The sequence below is a fragment of the Carboxydothermus pertinax genome, assembly GCF_001950255.1.
GTDB lineage: Bacteria > Bacillota > Z-2901 > Carboxydothermales > Carboxydothermaceae > Carboxydothermus > Carboxydothermus pertinax.
Map to the genome: position 1 here is coordinate 16287 of NZ_BDJK01000029.1, position 15916 is coordinate 32202.

Consider the following 15916-nt stretch of genomic DNA (forward strand, 5'->3'; position numbering starts at 1 on the left):
TGCTATGTTTGATTTTTTTAAAAAATCAAAGTACGTTATCGTGAAACCAGAAACTCCTTCCCGGGAAATTCCCGATGGACTATGGCAAAAATGTCCGGGTTGTGGAGAAATTATCTTTAATAAAGAATTAGAAAAAAATTTAAAGGTTTGTCCTAAATGTGGATATCATTTTAAAATTACTGCTTATGAGCGGATTAATTTTCTTTGTGATGAAGGAAGCTTTGTGGAATTTGGCCGGGGTGTACTGGGTTCTAATCCTTTAGGTTTTCCTGGGTATGAAGAAAAGTTAGCCGAAGCTCGAGAAAAAACTGGACTTACTGAAGCAGTGGTTACAGGAATAGGTCGGATTAATGGGACTAAAGCTGTAATAGCGGTCATGGATCCTAATTTTATTATGGCAAGTATGGGAACGGCGGTAGGAGAAAAAATAAGTTTAGCAATGGAAAAAGCAATTGAACAAAAGTTACCTTTTATCGTTTTTACCGCATCGGGAGGAGCCCGGATGCAGGAAGGAATTTTTTCTTTGTTGCAAATGGCAAAAACTGTTCAACTGGTAAATCGTTTAAATGCTGAAAGGATTTTTTATCTTGTGGTAATGACAGACCCGACCACTGGAGGTGTTTCAGCAAGTTTTGCAGCCCTGGGGGATATTATCCTTGCTGAACCGGGTGCGCTCATTGGTTTTGCTGGCCCCCGGGTAATTGAACAAACTATTCGCCAAAAACTTCCAGAAGGTTTTCAAAGGGCGGAGTTTCTAGAGCAACATGGTTTTGTTGATGCGGTGGTAAGTCGTGACAAGCTAAAAGAAGTGATTGCAAAACTTCTGGCTTTACATAACCAAGGCGGTTTGGGGGCATAGTATGGCTAATTTTTTATTTGAATTTGAAAAACCTTTGGTTGAACTAGAACAAAAAATTTTGGAGTTAAAACGTTTTGCCGAAGAAAAAAATATTGATGTTTCAAGAGAAATTGAAATGCTTGCGGCAAGAGCTCAGGAACTAGCTAAAGAAATTTATCAAAACCTTACTCCTTGGCAGCGGGTTTTGATAGCTCGCCATCCTGAGCGGCCTAACACGCGGGATTTCATAAATTACCTTTGCGATGATTTTATAGAACTAAAAGGTGATCGAAAATTTGGTGATGATCCAGCCCTTATTGGAGGAATAGGGGTTATTGAGAATATTCCTGTGACTATTATTGGTAACTTAAAGGGTAAAGATACCAAGGAAAATATCCAAAGAAATTTTGGTATGGCCCATCCGGAAGGTTACCGTAAAGCTATTCGCCTTTTTAAACAGGCAGAGAAATTTCAACGTCCAGTACTTACTTTTATTGATACTCCTGGGGCTTTTTGTGGCATAGGGGCAGAAGAAAGAGGTCAATTTCAAGCTATTGCGGAAGCTATAAGCACGGTAATAAGTCTTAATACTCCTGTTTTAGCAGTAGTAATAGGTGAAGGTGGAAGTGGTGGGGCGTTAGCTTTAGCAGCGGGGGATAGGATTTTAATGCTCGAAAATGCTGTGTTTACAGTGATTGCTCCGGAAAGTTTCTCTTCAATTCTCTGGAAAGACCCCTCAAGGGCTCCTGAAGCTTCTGAGCTTTTAAAGCTTACTTCTGAACATTTACTTAATTTTGGTTTAATCGATGGGATTATTGCCGAACCCCTAGGGGGGGCGCATCGCGATCGGGCTTTTGTTCTGAAAGCAGTGAAAGAAGAGGTAGTAAAAAATATAAAAGAATTAATGGAAATTCCTCTAGAAGAATTACTTGCTAAAAGATATCAACGCTATCGGGCAATTGGGAGTGGAAGCCAAGGAGGTGGCAACTAATGGAAGCAATCGGGGTTTTAACCAGTGGCGGCGATGCACCAGGAATGAATGCAGCGGTTAGGGCAGTGGTTCGAAAAGCTTTATATCACGGGTTAACGGTTTATGGAATTGAGAGAGGTTATGCTGGTCTTATTAATAATGAAATGAATTTAATGACTTTAGGCAGTGTAGGAGACATTATCCAGCGGGGAGGTACGATTTTAAAAACTGCCCGGTCGTTAGAATTTAAAACTCGAGCAGGACGGGAAAAAGCCTACCAAAATTTACTAAATGCAGGAATTGAAGGGTTGGTTATAATTGGAGGCGATGGTTCTTTTCAAGGGGCTCTCAAACTATATGAAGAGTTTGGAGTAAAAGTAATTGGGATACCTGCAACCATTGATAACGATATCTATGGTACGGATTACTCCATTGGTTTTGATACGACGGTAAATACTGTAGTCGATGCCATAAATAAAATCCGGGACACTGCTTTTTCCCATGAACGGACTTTCATAATTGAGGTTATGGGGAGAAATGCTGGTTTCATAGCTTTAGAAGCGGGTATTGCCGGTGGGGCCGAATCAATAATTATTCCAGAAATACCGTATTCGATTGATGAAATTTGTCAAAAGCTTATTAAAAGCCACCAGCGGGGAAAGCTTCATAGTATAATTGTTATTGCTGAAGGTGCAGGTAGTGGCATTAAATTGGGTGAAATGATTAAAGAAAAAACTGGTTTTGAAACCCGGGTTACTATTTTAGGACATATACAACGGGGAGGAAGTCCCTCGGCGTTTGACCGAATTTTAGCAAGCCGAATGGGAGCGCTGGCGGTAGATGCTTTGTTAAATGATACATCAGGAATGATGGTGGCTTATGAAAAAGGGGAATATGTTTTAAAGCCTTTAGATGTAGCCTTTTCCGGGAAAAAGGAAATTAACAAAGAATATTATCGTCTGGCGGATATTTTATCTATCTAATGGGGTGAATGAGCCAATGAAAAGGACAAAGATTGTTTGTACCCTAGGACCTGCTTCTAATGACCTAAATATCTTGAAAGAAATGATTACTGCCGGAATGAATGTAGCAAGGATTAATTTTGCGCATGGTAGTTATGAGGAACACAGGGAAAGAATCGAAAAGGTAAGAAAAGCTTCTTTGGAAGTAGGAGTGCCTGTTGCCATTTTAATTGATACCAAAGGGCCGGAAATCCGGATTGGAAAGGTTTATAATGGAAAAATTACTTTAAAAGAGGGGGAGCTGGTAGTTTTTGATCCGAATATTGCCGAGGGACAAGGCTTAACCATTCCAGTAAATTATCCTGGTTTAGCCCAAGATGTGGCGATAGGAGGAACAATTCTTTTAGATGATGGATTAATTGAGTTAAAAGTTGAAGATATAGATGGAAAAAAAGTAATTACCCGGGTTATTGCAGGGGGAGAGCTAAGCAATAATAAAGGGGTAAATTTACCTGGGGTGAAAGTTAATCTTCCGGCTTTAACGGAAAAAGATAGGAGAGATATCGATTTTGGCATTGAAATTGGAGCAGATTTTATAGCTCACTCTTTTGTTCGTAAAGCTTCCGATGTGCTTGCCCTTCGCCGTTATTTAGAAGAGAAAGGGGCTTACATGGAAATAATTGCCAAGATCGAAAACCAAGAAGGTGTTGAAAATATCGATGAAATCATAAAGGTTTCTGATGGCATAATGGTAGCTCGAGGGGATTTAGGCGTGGAAATTCCCACCGAAGAAGTTCCGTTGGTTCAAAAAGAAATCATTGAAAAATGTAACAAAAACGGTAAACCGGTTATTACTGCTACTCAAATGCTGGACTCGATGATACGCAATAAGCGTCCAACCAGGGCGGAAGCTTCTGATGTCGCTAATGCTATTTTTGATGGCACTGATGCTGTTATGCTTTCAGGAGAAACCGCTGCTGGTAAATATCCAGTGGAAGCGGTAAAAACAATGGCACGCATTGTGGAAAGAGCAGAAAAGACGTTATTGGAGCAAAGGAAGCTTAATAAACCTGCTACTAAATCCTTTAAAACTGTTACTGATGCTATAAGTCACGCGAGTGTTACTACTGCTGAAGAATTAGATGCGGGGGCAATTATTACGCCAACTTCTTCAGGTTATACCTCCCGGATGGTTTCCCGTTATCGACCGGTTGTGCCAGTGATTGCCGCAACTCCTGATATGAAAGTGCTAAGAAAGTTGACCCTGGTATGGGGAGTATACCCGCTTTTGGTTAAAACCTCTGAAACCACTGACGAAATGCTAAGCAAAGCTATTGAAGCGGCGTTAGAGAGCGGGTTAATTAAACCCGGGGATTTAGTAGTGTTGACCGCTGGGGTTCCTGTAGGGGTTAAAGGGACTACTAACCTTTTAAAGGTTCACGTGGCAGGGGATGTTCTGGCGAAAGGAGTAGGCATTGGCGTCAGGGCAGCTACCGGGATAGCCCGGGTATGTCACACCGCAAAGGAAGCCCAAGCTCATGTGCAACCGGGGGATATTCTGGTAACGGAAGCTACTGATAGAGATTTTATGCCGGCAATTGAAAAGGTGGCAGGATTAGTAGTAGAAGCAGGAGGTCTTACCTCTCATGCTGCTATAGCTGGTTTAGAGTTTGGAATTCCGGTGATAGTTGGGGTAGATGGTGCAACTTCAATTATAAAAGATGGAGAAAAACTTACTTTAGATCCCCAGAGGGGATTGGTTTATCGCGGGACAGCAAAAGTTTTGTAAAAAATCCTCTCTTTAGGGAGGATTTTTTTTCTTTTAGGACGAATTTAGAAGGTGGTGGAAACCTTTAAGTGGGGTGAATTTAATGCCAATTTTGCGTAACTATACTGAAGAAGTAGTAGATGAAATATTACAGGAAATATTACCAAAACAAGATATTTGTACCTGTGAACGCTGCCTTCTCGATATTAAAGCTATTGCTTTAAACCAGCTGCCGCCAAGATACGTAGTTACCGATAAGGGAGAAGTAATAACGCGGTTAAACTTTACGAAAGTGGCTGATCGTACTGAAGTTTTAACAGCAGTTTTAAAAGCCATCGAAAAAGTCCGAAAGAACCCGTCTCACTAAGGGACGGGTTCTTTTTTGTTGTTTTTAATCATAAAAATTATTTTAAAAAAGAGATTGGAGGGGAAAACTTGAAAATTTTTCTTTTTAAAAGGGTATTTTTGATATTGGGAATTATTTCTTTTGTTTTTTTGTTAAGTATTTTCTGTAAACAGACGGTTTTTGTTACCTCTTATCTAAACCCTATCTATCAGGGAAATCCGGACAAAAAAAAGGTAGCTTTTTTATGTAATGTTTACTGGGGAGAAGATATTTTACCGGAGATGTTAAAGATATTTGAAAGGGAGAAGGTTAAAGTCTCGTTTTTTATTGGGGGGATATGGGCTAAAAAAAACCCGGATATTTTAAAAATGTTATATAATGCAGGTCATGAAATTGGAAATCATGGGTATTTACACAAGCATCCCGATCGACTTTCAATTAAAGAAAATGAGGAGGAAATTTTAAAAACTGAAAAAATTATTGAAGAACTTACCGGCTATAAAACTCGGCTTTATACTCCTCCTTATGGTGAACGTGGAGAAAATGTCCTAAGAGCTGCGGCAAATTTGAATTATAAAACCATCTTATGGAGTATTGATACAATCGACTGGCAAAAGCCAGCTCCTGATACAATAATTTATCGTGTAATACCCAATATTACTAATGGAGCGATAATTTTAATTCATCCCATGCCCCAAACTCTTCAAGCTTTGCCGGAATTAATTAAAATAATAAAAAGGAAAGGTTATCAAATTGTAACGGTAGGGGAAATACTGGAATAATATTAAAAGTTTTTTTGGTAACAATAAAATTGGTGATTTTTTATGCGAAAAGGTTTTTTCCTTTTAATCCTCTATCTTCTTTCTACTCCCCTAGCTGCTTTTGGGGAAGTTAAAGCAAAAGCTTATTATTTTTTTCTTCCGGCAACTAATCAAATTATCCAGGCAAAAAATCAAGATTTACCACTCCCACCGGCAAGTACTACCAAAATAGCAACTGCACTTACTTCCTTAGAATTATACCCTTTGGATTTAGAAGTTGAGGTAAGGCCTGAAGCGGTACTGGTTTCTGGAACAAAAATTTATTTAAAGCCGGGAGAAAAAATTACCGTAAAAGATCTTATTTATGGACTAATGTTGGAATCGGGAAATGATGCAGCCAATGCTTTGGCCTGGGTTGTAGGAAAGGGAAATTTTATGTTAATATTAAATTATTATTTAAGACAAATGGGTTTAGTTACTGCTAATTTTAAAAATCCTTCCGGCCTTTCCAGTCCGGGCCATGAGATTTCAGCTAAAGATTTAAGTTTATTAACTTATTATGCTTTAACGAAAAAAGAATTCGCCAATATATGTAAGACCGAACAATACGAGACAAAAAGTGGTATTAAAAAAAGAATTTTTCATAATACAAACCGACTTTTAAGAAAAGACCACCGCGTTATTGGTGTAAAAACCGGTACCACCAGTGAGGCAGGAAAGTGCTTGGTTGGGGCCTGGCAGGGAAAATATTTTATAATTGGTACAGTTTTAAATTGTCCCGATAGGTTTAACGCAATGTATCAGACTTTTTTAACAAGCGATGAAAAATTTACCGAAAAAATCTTGTTGAAAAAAGGACAAAAAATATATTTTAAGGAAAATGCCTGGTGGGTTTTGACAAAAGACGTTAAAATATTATCCTGGAAAGGAAATCAAGAAAAAATCCAGATGATAGTTATGGAAGGTAATGCCGGCAGGCGGGCGTTGTTTTATGTAAATGGACAATTTTTGCAGGAACAATTTTTACAAAAAGAAAAACCATGGAGGTAAAACATGATTCGGGTCACCACGTTACCTAATAAAATTACTGTTTTGGTAGAAGAAATCCCTTATGTTCGCTCAGCTGCGGTAGGTTTGTGGTTTAAAGTTGGTTCAAGAAATGAACGGCGGGACGAGAGTGGAATTTCGCACTTTATTGAACACATGATGTTTAAAGGTACAGCAAATCGTACCGCCCGGGAAATAGCTGAATCTTTAGATCAGGTGGGCGGCCAGTTAAATGCGTTTACTACCAAAGAATATACCTGTTATTACGCCCGGGTTTTAGACGAACATACAAATCTTGCCTTGGAGATTCTTTACGACATGGTATTTAATTCAAAATTTGCTGAAGAAGATATAGAAAAAGAAAAAAATGTGGTAATTGAAGAAGTAAGAATGTATGAAGATGCCCCCGATGAATTAATTCACGATCTTTTAACAGAGGTTATGTGGAATAATCATCCTCTAGGACGACCGATTTTAGGAGAAATAAAGGATATTGAAAGCTTTAACCGCGATAAGATACTGGATTACTATAAAAGACACTATACTCCAGACAATTTAATCATTGCGGTTGCTGGAAGGGTTGATTACCAGGAACTCTTAGAGAAGATCACGGACTTATTTGGTGGTCTTGGCGGAAGGCATAAAGGTGATAAAATTACCATTCCCGAATTTAATTTACATAGCTACAGTCGCCGAAAAAACACCGAACAGGTACATTTATGCCTAGGAACAAAAGGTTATTCGCTAACTGATGATCGGATTTATGCAATAAATATTTTAAGTACTATTTTAGGTGGAGGAATTAGTTCACGTTTGTTTCAGGAATTAAGAGAAAAACATGGTTTGGTATATTCAGTTTATTCCTATACAACTGCTTATCAAGATGCCGGTTTATTTGGAATTTATGCCGGATTAGGTCCCAATAAAGTTGAGGAGGCCTTAGAGTTAATTCAAAAGGAACTAAACGAACTAAAAACAGGTAAAATTAACGATGAAGAATTAGAACGGGCTCGTCAGCAAATAAAGGGTAACCTTCTTTTAAGTTTAGAAAGCGTTACCACAAGAATGTCACGCTTGGCAAAGTCTTATTTGTATCATGGTAAAATTATTTCACCAGAAGAAATCGTTGCTAAAGTTTTTAATGTCTCTATGGATAGTATAAAAGCAATGGCTCAAGAAATTTCCAATCTTGATAATTTTACTAAGGTATCGATAGGTCCCTGGGAAGGTTTTTAATCTTGTTCTAAAAGCTATACGGCAGGCATACAATGTAACCGGAAGGGGACAAAAATGCTTGCCGTATTAATTATTTTAGCAATATTTTTATTTTTTTTAGTAAAAAATAGGCAAGGGAAGAGAGAGGGTATTGGGCTAGGTAATGCAATTAAACAACTATTTGCTGGAGCCGGTACGATTTATTTAAGCCTCGATGCTTTAGTTCAATTTTTAGGCATAAAAATTCCAGAAAAGATTACCTTTGGTGGCGTGGCAGTAAAATCCCTTCCAGCTGTGGCCCTTTTTCTTGCTTTATTAGAACCAATTGGGGAGGGAATTTACCTTGCGCTTAGAAGAACTTACCGGGAAAGAAATTATAAACGTTAAGAACGGAAGCCGTCTGGGGGTAGTGGATGGAGTTGATTTTCAAGTCATTCCCGAAACCGGTGAAATAGTTAGCATTATTATGCCCGGGGGAGGGAGATTTTTTTCCTTTTTCAAAGAATCATTGCCGCGGGAAATACCATGGCAAGCGGTAAAGTTAATTGGAAGCCAGGTTATCCTAGTGGAATTAGATAATACATATTAAACCGGGAAAGCCGGTTTTTTTTCTTGACAGATAAGGCTTTTATACGAGAAAATAAAACTTAATAAATAAAAATACATGAGTATACGGAATTTTAAGGAGGAATATTATGGCGCGGATAGTAATATCTGGAGCATGCGGTAGAATGGGAAAAGAAATTTCGAAAAACCTCTTATTACTACCGGAACATGAACTGGTGGGATTTGTAGATGTAGTAAAGGTTGGCCAGGATATGGGGGAAATCATAGGCACAACAAAGCTTGGAAAAGCGGTTGAAAGCAATTTAAAGGAAGTACTTTTAAATAACAAAGCTGAAGTGATGCTTGATTTTTCCCGGGCAGAAGGGGCGTTTAACAATATTTTAACAGCTCTGGAAAATAAGGTTAGGGTAGTTTCCGGTACTACTGGTTTTTCTCCCGAACAACTTCAAAAAATTGAGGAAAAAGCTAACAAAAATCAAGTTGGTTGTATTTTGGCACCAAATTTTACCATTGGTGCTCTTTTAATGATAAAGCTTTCCGAAATAGCGGTAAAGTATTTTGCCGATGTCGAAATAATTGAATATCATCACAATTTAAAAGTTGATGCACCGTCGGGAACCGCCATTAAAACTGCTCAAGCTATTGTTTCGAAAAGAGAAAATAGGCCAAAACCGATTACCGAAGAAATAAAAATTTCTGGGAGTCGGGGAGGTGATTTTGAAGGAGTAAAAATTCATAGTGTTCGACTTCCTGGCCTACTTGCCCACCAGGAGGTTATTTTTGGCGGCAGGGGTCAAAGTTTATCCATAAGACATGATGTTTATTCCCGGGAAAGTTACCTGGATGGCATCTTATTTGCTTTAAAAAAGGTTTTTGAATTGGATAAATTTGTTTATGGTTTAGAAAGCTTATTGTTCTAGTTGATAGGACAAGCACCGCTTCAATGCCCCTCGTCATATACTGCTAGTAGCTTTTTCCACTGGGGGTTGGAGCGATGGAGCAGGTATTATTAGGCTTTAATCTTGCTGTCCTTGGAGGAGATCTCCGGAATGTCTATTTAATTGAGGAGCTGGAGGAACAAGGGGCTTTCCTTAAAGTCCTTGGATTACCGGTATCCTGTAAGCCCAGGGTACTTTTATGTAATTCGCTCGCTGAAGCAGTTTTTAATGTTGACGCTGTGATTTTGCCCATGCCTGGAGTAAATAACCAGGGCAAATTATTTGCACCCCTTTCAGAAGAGAGTTATTATTTAACACCGGAAATAAAAAAAAGTCTAAAAGAAGGAGTTTTATTCATAGTTGGCTTTGCCAACCATTATTTAAAACAACTGGCTGCTGATCTTGGGGTAGAACTTGTAGAAATAGCCGAAATGGACCATGTAGCAATTTATAATTCTATTCCTTCGGCGGAAGGGGCTATTCAAATGGCCATGGAAATGGTTCCGATAACCATCCATGGAAGTAATGCCTTTGTCCTGGGTTTTGGCCGTACCGGGCAAACTTTAGCACGGATGCTGGCGGGTATAGGGGCACAAGTTTATGTTGTTGCTCGGAAACCCAGGGATTTGGCCCGAATTTATGAGCAAAGGTTTGTACCTGTGAGTTTTAAAGAGCTGGACGCGAAAATATCTCAGGCTGACATTGTCTTTAATACTGTGCCTTCCTTGGTCTTACCAGCGGATTTACTTAAAAAGTTAAAAAAAGATGTAGTAGTAATTGATCTTGCCTCCAATCCCGGTGGAGTCGATTTTGAGGCGGCAAAATCTCTTGGAATCCAGGCAGTTTTGGCTCCGGGGCTTCCCGGAAAAGTAGCACCCAAAACTGCAGGAAAATTACTAGCCAAAGTTTTGCCGGATTTAATCGTAAAACACAGGAAAATGCGGGGTTGGAGGGATAGCGATGATTAAAGTGGGCTTCGCTTTTACCGGGTCGCACTGTACTTTACCTGGCTTACTGGAAGTAATTGATAAGTTAACGAAAAAATTTGATCTAACTCCTATTTTTTCAGAAAACGTACAAAACACTGTGTCCCGCTTTGGAAATGGGCAGGAATTTATAAAAAGGATTGAAGAAATTACCGGTAAAAAAGGTATAAAAACTATTACTGAGGCAGAACCGGTGGGGCCGCAAAAACTTTTTGATGTTCTTGTTATTGCTCCTTGTACGGGAAATACCATGGCTAAGCTTGCCAATGGGATTACCGATTCTTCAGTTTTAATGGCAGCCAAAGCTCATTTAAGAAATCAAAGACCTTTAATATTAGCGATTTCAACCAATGATGCTTTAGGTTTAAATGCTAAAAATTTAGGGGTGTTACTCAACACAAAAAATGTATATTTTGTTCCTTTTGGGCAGGATAATCCGAAGGATAAGCCGAATTCATTAATTAGTAATCTTAATTATCTGGAGGATACAATTTTAGAGAGTCTAAATGGAAGGCAGTTACAGCCACTTCTTATCTCATACTAACAGACCTGGAGGTGTTATTTTGAGTTATAATGTTGTGGTAATTGGAGCTACCGGAGCGGTAGGAGGAGAAATTTTAAAAATTTTGCAGGAACGTTCCTTTCCGGTAAACAAACTGCGGCTTGGGGCTACCGCCCGTTCTGCGGGAAAAGAAGTAGCTTTTCGCGGTGAAATTTATCGGGTAGAGGAAACCACACCAGAAATATTTGAGGGGATGGATATTGCTTTATTCGCCGGTGGCTCGGCCAGTAAAGAGTTTGCTAGGATTGCGGCGGCAAAAGGAGTAACGGTTATCGATAATAGCAGTGCTTTTCGCTTAGAACCGGACGTACCTTTAGTAGTGCCGGAAGTAAACCCGGAGGATGTTAAACACCACAAAGGTATTATTGCCAACCCTAATTGTTCTACTATCCAGATGGTTGTAGCGTTAAAGCCCCTTCATGATTATGGAAAGATTAAACGGGTGGTAGTATCTACGTATCAAGCAGTTTCCGGCGCCGGGATTGAAGCAATTGAAGAGCTAAAACATCAGGTACAGGCGTATTTGAATGGAGAAGAAGTTGAACCCAAAGTGTTCCCATACCCCATTGCTTTTAATTTAATCCCCCATATCGATGTATTTCAGGATTTGTATTATACTAAAGAAGAGTGGAAAATGGTTTTTGAAACCCAAAAAATTATGCATGATTCTGAAATAAAGGTAACTGCGACTACCGTTAGAGTACCAGTTTTTAGAAGTCATTCCGAAAGTATTAACATAGAAACGAAAGTTAAAATAACCCGGGAAAAAGCTATTGAACTGTTAAGTAATGCTCCGGGGATTCGGGTAGTGGATAATCCAGAAGAAAAACAATATCCAATGCCCCTTTTTGCCTCGGACCGGGATGAAGTTTATGTGGGAAGAATTCGGGAAGATAATACCATTTCCAACGGTTTAAATCTTTGGGTGGTAGCTGACCAGTTGCGCAAAGGTGCAGCAACCAACGCTGTACAAATTGCTGAATTATTGATTAAGTATGGGTGTGTGAAACAAAATGGCTAAAAAGTTTATTGTTTTAAAGTTTGGAGGTACCAGTTTAAAAACTGCTGAACTCCGGGAAAAAGTTGCCCAAAAAATCATTAATACTTTTGAATCCGGTTATCAGCCGGTAGTTGTAGTATCGGCAATTGGGCGAAAGGGAGATCCTTACGCTACCGACACATTATTAAACTTTGCCTATGAGGTATATAGAGATCTTCCGGCCCGGGAAGCGGATTTATTAATGGCATGCGGAGAAATAATTAGCGGCGTAATAATGGTCAATACTTTGGCAAAATTTGGCTATAAAGCAAAACTTTTTACCGGAGCGCAAGCCGGCATTATTACCGATGATAACTATTCTTCCGCTTCAATATTAAAAATAAAAACCGATAAGCTATTAAAAGCGGTAGAAGATGGATATATACCGGTGGTTTGTGGTTTTCAAGGAGCTACCGAAGATGGAGAAATTACTACTCTTGGAAGAGGAGGAAGCGATACCACTGCAGCTGCTTTAGGAGTTGCATTAAGGGCCGAATTTATCGATATTTATACTGACGTTGAAGGGATTAAAACTGCTGATCCCAGAATTGTCGAAGATGCTAAAACATTAGATGTGGTTACTTATAATGAGATTTCCCAACTGGCCCAGGAAGGAGCCAAGGTTATTCATCCCCGGGCGGTGGAGATTGCAATGCAGAAAAATATTCCCCTTCGGATAAAATCTACTTTAACCGATGGTGAAGGGACACTTGTTACATCCTATGCGGAAGTATATGGTGAAGCTATTGAAGTTATCAGGGATAGAATTATTACTGGTATCGCTCATATTTCGGGTGTTACCCAGATAAAGATTCTTAAGGAAGATACACCCGAAATTGCTAATTTAGCCCAAAAAGTATTTAAAGGACTGGCTTTAGCGGAAATTAGTGTGGATTTTATTAATATAAGTCCTGAAGGCCTTGCTTTTACCGTTAAAGGGGAAGTTACGGAAAAGGCTATCGAAGTGCTAGAAAATATGGGCTTTAATCCTCGTATCCGCCGAAACTGTGCAAAAATTGCTGCGGTAGGTGCTGGCATGACTGGTGTGCCGGGAGTTATGGCGAAAATAGTTGAAGCGCTAACGCGAGAACAAGTCGAAATCCTTCAATCTACAGACTCTTATACAACGATCTGGGTTTTGGTGGCGGGGGAGGATATGGAAAAAGCTGTAAGAGCAATTCACCGGGCTTTTAAATTAAACTTATAAATAAACTTTATTAAAGAAGGTGAAACGATGTCTTTGTTTGGACGTCTCCTTACGGCGATGGTAACACCTTTTGACCGGGAAGGAAAGGTCAATCTGGAACAAGCGCAAAAGTTAGCTGCTTACCTGGTGGAAAATGGTTCTGATGGAATTGTGGTAGCAGGGACTACTGGAGAGTCGCCAACTTTGTCTTTTGAGGAAAAAGTGGACCTATTTAAAGCTGTGGTAGAGGCAGTAGGAGGTAAAGCTTCGGTTATTGCTGGTACCGGTTCTAACGCAACTGAAAATTCGATTAAACTTACCAAGGCTGCTGAAAAAGCTGGTGTAGATGGGGTAATGTTAGTAGCACCGTATTATAACAAGCCGTCTCAAAATGGACTTGTGGAGCATTTTCAGGCAATCGCTAAATCCACCAGCCTTCCCGTGATGATTTACAATGTTCCCGGCCGGACGGGGGTTAATATTCTACCCAAAACCATGGCAAAAATTGCTGAAATTGAGAATGTAATGGCTGTTAAAGAAGCTGCAGGAAGCTTAGAACAAGCTACTGAGCTTGTAAGACTATTGCCCGAACGGGTAAAAGTATTCTCAGGAGATGATAGTTTAACCTTGCCAATCTTGGCAGTAGGGGGATATGGAGTTGTAAGTGTAGCAAGCCATTTGGTAGGTCCAAAGATTAAAGAAATGATTGATCAGTATCTCTTAGGGAATGTTTCGCTGGCGGCACGTCTCCACCAGGAACTCTACCCCTTAATGAAAGTATTGTTTATTACTACCAATCCTGTACCGGTAAAAACAGCTTTAAATTTAATGGGACATAAAGTGGGCGGTTTTAGACTACCACTGGTTGAAATGAATGAGGAGGAAAAAGAAGAATTGGTAAGACAATTGAAAGATAGTAATTTGTTATAAATTTAAAAGAAAAAAGCCGCAGGGAAGGCTATTTTCACTTGTCCTTCCCTTTTTTATTTTTTATAATTACATTAGATTGTAAAAAGCTAACAAATGGGCGGTTTATATATAAATAATAAATTAACGGGAGGTGTATTTCCAATTAAAGATGGAAAACTACAAATTATACCATTAGGAGGCCTTGGTGAAATCGGGAAAAACATGATGGTGATTAAATACCATGACACCATCATTGTAATTGACGTTGGGTTAATGTTTCCCGAAGAGGAACTTTTAGGCATTGACATGGTTATCCCTGATATGTCCTATCTTTTGGAAAACAAGGATAAGGTAAAAGCTGTTCTTTTAACCCATGGACATGAAGACCACATTGGCGGTATGCCTTATTTTTTGAAACAATTTGACGTACCGGTATATGGAACGAGGCTTACACTAGGGCTTTTAAATGCTAAGTTAAAGGAGGCCGGCATAGCCCGGGCTAGCTTAAATGTAGTTGCACCGCGGGATGTCTTAAATATTGGCCCATTTAAAATTGAGTTTATTAAAGTATCTCATAGTATACCGGATACTGTCGGGATTGCGGTTCATACCCCGGTGGGCACTATAGTACATACGGGAGATTTTAAACTAGATCCAACTCCGGTCGATGGAAAAGTTACTGATTTTTATAAGCTGGCGGAGCTTGGGGAAAAAGGTGTTTTAGTTTTAATGTCGGATAGTACCAACGCTGAAAGACCCGGCTTTACCTTATCGGAAAAAACGGTAGGTAATACGTTTGAAGAAACTTTCAGGGTTGCTGAAGGAAGGATAATCATTGCTACCTTTGCTTCTAATGTTCACCGTTTGCAACAAGCAATTTATACCGCCCATAAATTTAAAAGGAAAGTTGCAATTGTTGGCCGCAGTATGGTGAACGTAGTGGAGATTGCCAATGAGTTGGGTTACTTAGATATCCCTGATGGTTTATTAATTGATTTAGACGAAATTAACCGCTATCCGCATAAACAGGTAGTTATTTTAACTACCGGAAGTCAGGGAGAGCCCATGTCAGCTCTTACCAGGATGGCGATGTCTGAACACCGGCAAGTAGAGATTGTGGCTGGAGATACGGTAATTATTTCTGCTATGCCAATTCCGGGAAATGAAAAGTTAGTAGCCAGAATTATTGATCAGTTGTTTAAACTGGGAGCAAAAGTGATTTATGAAGCGGTTTCAGGAATCCACGTCTCCGGTCACCCCAGCCAAGAAGAATTAAAGATAATGATTAACCTTTTAAAGCCCAAATACTTTGTACCAATCCATGGAGAATTTAGGCATTTAATTAAACATGCGGAAATTGCCCGGGAGCTTGGAATAAAGCCCCACAATATTTTTGTGGTGGAGAACGGTCAGGTTTTGGAATTCACGAAAAAATCCGGACGCCTTGCTGGAAAAGTACCGGCCGGCCGGGTATTGGTTGATGGACTCGGAGTGGGGGATGTGGGGAATATTGTGTTAAGGGACCGAAAACAGCTGGCCCAGGATGGAATTATTATTGTTGTCCTTACTTTAAACCGGGAGTCCGGAGATATTGTAGCCGGTCCGGATATTGTAACACGGGGATTTGTTTATGTTCGGGAATCGGAACAGTTAATTGATGAAGCAAAACAAAAGGTAACTGAAGCTCTGGAAAGATGTTTTAACCACGGACTTTTAGAGTGGTCAGCCATCAAAAGTCAGGTACGGGATGCTCTTGGTAAGTATTTGTTTGAAAAAACCCGTCGCCGACCAATGATTTTACCTATCATAATGGAAATTTAAA

17 protein-coding genes are annotated in these 15916 nt (G+C 39.5%); all 17 read left to right on the plus strand.

Going from position 1 to position 15916, the window contains the following annotated elements:
- The first annotated feature begins 4 nt into the window (after positions 1-4).
- A complete protein-coding gene (gene accD, locus cpu_RS08195; RefSeq protein ID WP_075859538.1) occupies positions 5-859 on the plus strand; it encodes an acetyl-CoA carboxylase, carboxyltransferase subunit beta in 855 nt (284 codons plus the stop codon).
- A gap of 1 nt (position 860) precedes the next feature.
- Positions 861-1829 carry an acetyl-CoA carboxylase carboxyltransferase subunit alpha gene (locus tag cpu_RS08200; protein ID WP_075859539.1) on the plus strand — a complete coding sequence of 323 codons (969 nt, stop codon included), beginning with the start codon at positions 861-863 and terminating at the stop codon, positions 1827-1829.
- Positions 1829-2791 (plus strand): 6-phosphofructokinase, encoded by a 963-nt coding sequence (pfkA, locus tag cpu_RS08205; RefSeq protein ID WP_075859540.1) that lies wholly within the window; start codon positions 1829-1831, stop codon positions 2789-2791. The genes cpu_RS08200 and pfkA overlap by 1 nt, the downstream gene beginning before the upstream one ends.
- 16 nt (positions 2792-2807) lie before the next feature.
- Positions 2808-4559: a pyruvate kinase gene (gene pyk / locus cpu_RS08210; RefSeq protein WP_075859541.1), complete on the plus strand. Its 1752-nt coding sequence runs from the start codon at positions 2808-2810 to the stop codon at positions 4557-4559.
- 82 nt (positions 4560-4641) lie between these two features.
- Complete coding sequence (locus cpu_RS08215; protein WP_075859542.1) at positions 4642-4905, plus strand: late competence development ComFB family protein; 264 nt, start codon at positions 4642-4644, stop codon at positions 4903-4905.
- Between the two features lie 68 nt (positions 4906-4973).
- Positions 4974-5666, plus strand: a complete 693-nt coding sequence (locus tag cpu_RS08220) for a polysaccharide deacetylase family protein (protein WP_075859543.1) — start codon at positions 4974-4976, stop codon at positions 5664-5666.
- Positions 5667-5708: 42 nt separating this feature from the next.
- A complete protein-coding gene (locus cpu_RS08225) occupies positions 5709-6695 on the plus strand; it encodes a D-alanyl-D-alanine carboxypeptidase family protein (protein ID WP_075859544.1) in 987 nt (328 codons plus the stop codon).
- 3 nt (positions 6696-6698) lie between these two features.
- On the plus strand, positions 6699-7928 hold the full coding sequence (locus cpu_RS08230; protein ID WP_075859545.1) for a M16 family metallopeptidase: 1230 nt from the start codon (positions 6699-6701) through the stop codon (positions 7926-7928).
- Between the two features lie 54 nt (positions 7929-7982).
- Positions 7983-8294: a hypothetical protein gene (locus cpu_RS08235; protein ID WP_075859546.1), complete on the plus strand. Its 312-nt coding sequence runs from the start codon at positions 7983-7985 to the stop codon at positions 8292-8294.
- The gene (locus cpu_RS08240; RefSeq protein WP_075859547.1) at positions 8251-8496 is read left to right on the plus strand and encodes a YlmC/YmxH family sporulation protein; all 246 of its coding nucleotides are present in this window, start codon (positions 8251-8253) and stop codon (positions 8494-8496) included. The genes cpu_RS08235 and cpu_RS08240 overlap by 44 nt, the downstream gene beginning before the upstream one ends.
- 106 nt (positions 8497-8602) lie before the next feature.
- Positions 8603-9394 (plus strand): 4-hydroxy-tetrahydrodipicolinate reductase, encoded by a 792-nt coding sequence (gene dapB, locus cpu_RS08245; protein WP_075859548.1) that lies wholly within the window; start codon positions 8603-8605, stop codon positions 9392-9394.
- Positions 9395-9468: 74 nt separating this feature from the next.
- Positions 9469-10380: a dipicolinic acid synthetase subunit A gene (gene dpaA, locus cpu_RS08250; RefSeq protein WP_075859549.1), complete on the plus strand. Its 912-nt coding sequence runs from the start codon at positions 9469-9471 to the stop codon at positions 10378-10380.
- Complete coding sequence (gene dpaB, locus cpu_RS08255) at positions 10373-10942, plus strand: dipicolinate synthase subunit B (protein WP_075859550.1); 570 nt, start codon at positions 10373-10375, stop codon at positions 10940-10942. Before dpaA ends, dpaB begins: the two co-directional genes overlap by 8 nt.
- Positions 10943-10961: 19 nt before the next feature.
- A complete protein-coding gene (locus cpu_RS08260; protein ID WP_075859551.1) occupies positions 10962-11981 on the plus strand; it encodes an aspartate-semialdehyde dehydrogenase in 1020 nt (339 codons plus the stop codon).
- The gene (gene dapG / locus cpu_RS08265) at positions 11974-13206 is read left to right on the plus strand and encodes an aspartate kinase (RefSeq protein WP_075859552.1); all 1233 of its coding nucleotides are present in this window, start codon (positions 11974-11976) and stop codon (positions 13204-13206) included. The genes cpu_RS08260 and dapG overlap by 8 nt, the downstream gene beginning before the upstream one ends.
- Before the next feature lie 27 nt (positions 13207-13233).
- Complete coding sequence (gene dapA / locus cpu_RS08270; RefSeq protein ID WP_075859553.1) at positions 13234-14115, plus strand: 4-hydroxy-tetrahydrodipicolinate synthase; 882 nt, start codon at positions 13234-13236, stop codon at positions 14113-14115.
- Positions 14116-14208: 93 nt separating this feature from the next.
- The gene (locus cpu_RS08275) at positions 14209-15915 is read left to right on the plus strand and encodes a ribonuclease J (protein ID WP_075859554.1); all 1707 of its coding nucleotides are present in this window, start codon (positions 14209-14211) and stop codon (positions 15913-15915) included.
- Position 15916 lies beyond the last annotated feature (1 nt).

What these genes read in the sequence shown, in the direction of transcription:
- accD (WP_075859538.1), top strand. Translation starts at nt 5, where the DNA reads ATGTTTGATTTTTTTAAAAAATCAAAGTACGTTATCGTGAAACCAGAA.
- cpu_RS08200 (WP_075859539.1), top strand. Translation starts at nt 861, where the DNA reads ATGGCTAATTTTTTATTTGAATTTGAAAAACCTTTGGTTGAACTAGAA.
- pfkA (WP_075859540.1), top strand. Translation starts at nt 1,829, where the DNA reads ATGGAAGCAATCGGGGTTTTAACCAGTGGCGGCGATGCACCAGGAATG.
- pyk (WP_075859541.1), top strand. Translation starts at nt 2,808, where the DNA reads ATGAAAAGGACAAAGATTGTTTGTACCCTAGGACCTGCTTCTAATGAC.
- cpu_RS08215 (WP_075859542.1), top strand. Translation starts at nt 4,642, where the DNA reads ATGCCAATTTTGCGTAACTATACTGAAGAAGTAGTAGATGAAATATTA.
- cpu_RS08225 (WP_075859544.1), top strand. Translation starts at nt 5,709, where the DNA reads ATGCGAAAAGGTTTTTTCCTTTTAATCCTCTATCTTCTTTCTACTCCC.
- cpu_RS08230 (WP_075859545.1), top strand. Translation starts at nt 6,699, where the DNA reads ATGATTCGGGTCACCACGTTACCTAATAAAATTACTGTTTTGGTAGAA.
- cpu_RS08235 (WP_075859546.1), top strand. Translation starts at nt 7,983, where the DNA reads ATGCTTGCCGTATTAATTATTTTAGCAATATTTTTATTTTTTTTAGTA.
- dapB (WP_075859548.1), top strand. Translation starts at nt 8,603, where the DNA reads ATGGCGCGGATAGTAATATCTGGAGCATGCGGTAGAATGGGAAAAGAA.
- dpaA (WP_075859549.1), top strand. Translation starts at nt 9,469, where the DNA reads ATGGAGCAGGTATTATTAGGCTTTAATCTTGCTGTCCTTGGAGGAGAT.
- dpaB (WP_075859550.1), top strand. Translation starts at nt 10,373, where the DNA reads ATGATTAAAGTGGGCTTCGCTTTTACCGGGTCGCACTGTACTTTACCT.
- dapG (WP_075859552.1), top strand. Translation starts at nt 11,974, where the DNA reads ATGGCTAAAAAGTTTATTGTTTTAAAGTTTGGAGGTACCAGTTTAAAA.
- dapA (WP_075859553.1), top strand. Translation starts at nt 13,234, where the DNA reads ATGTCTTTGTTTGGACGTCTCCTTACGGCGATGGTAACACCTTTTGAC.
- cpu_RS08275 (WP_075859554.1), top strand. Translation starts at nt 14,209, where the DNA reads ATGGGCGGTTTATATATAAATAATAAATTAACGGGAGGTGTATTTCCA.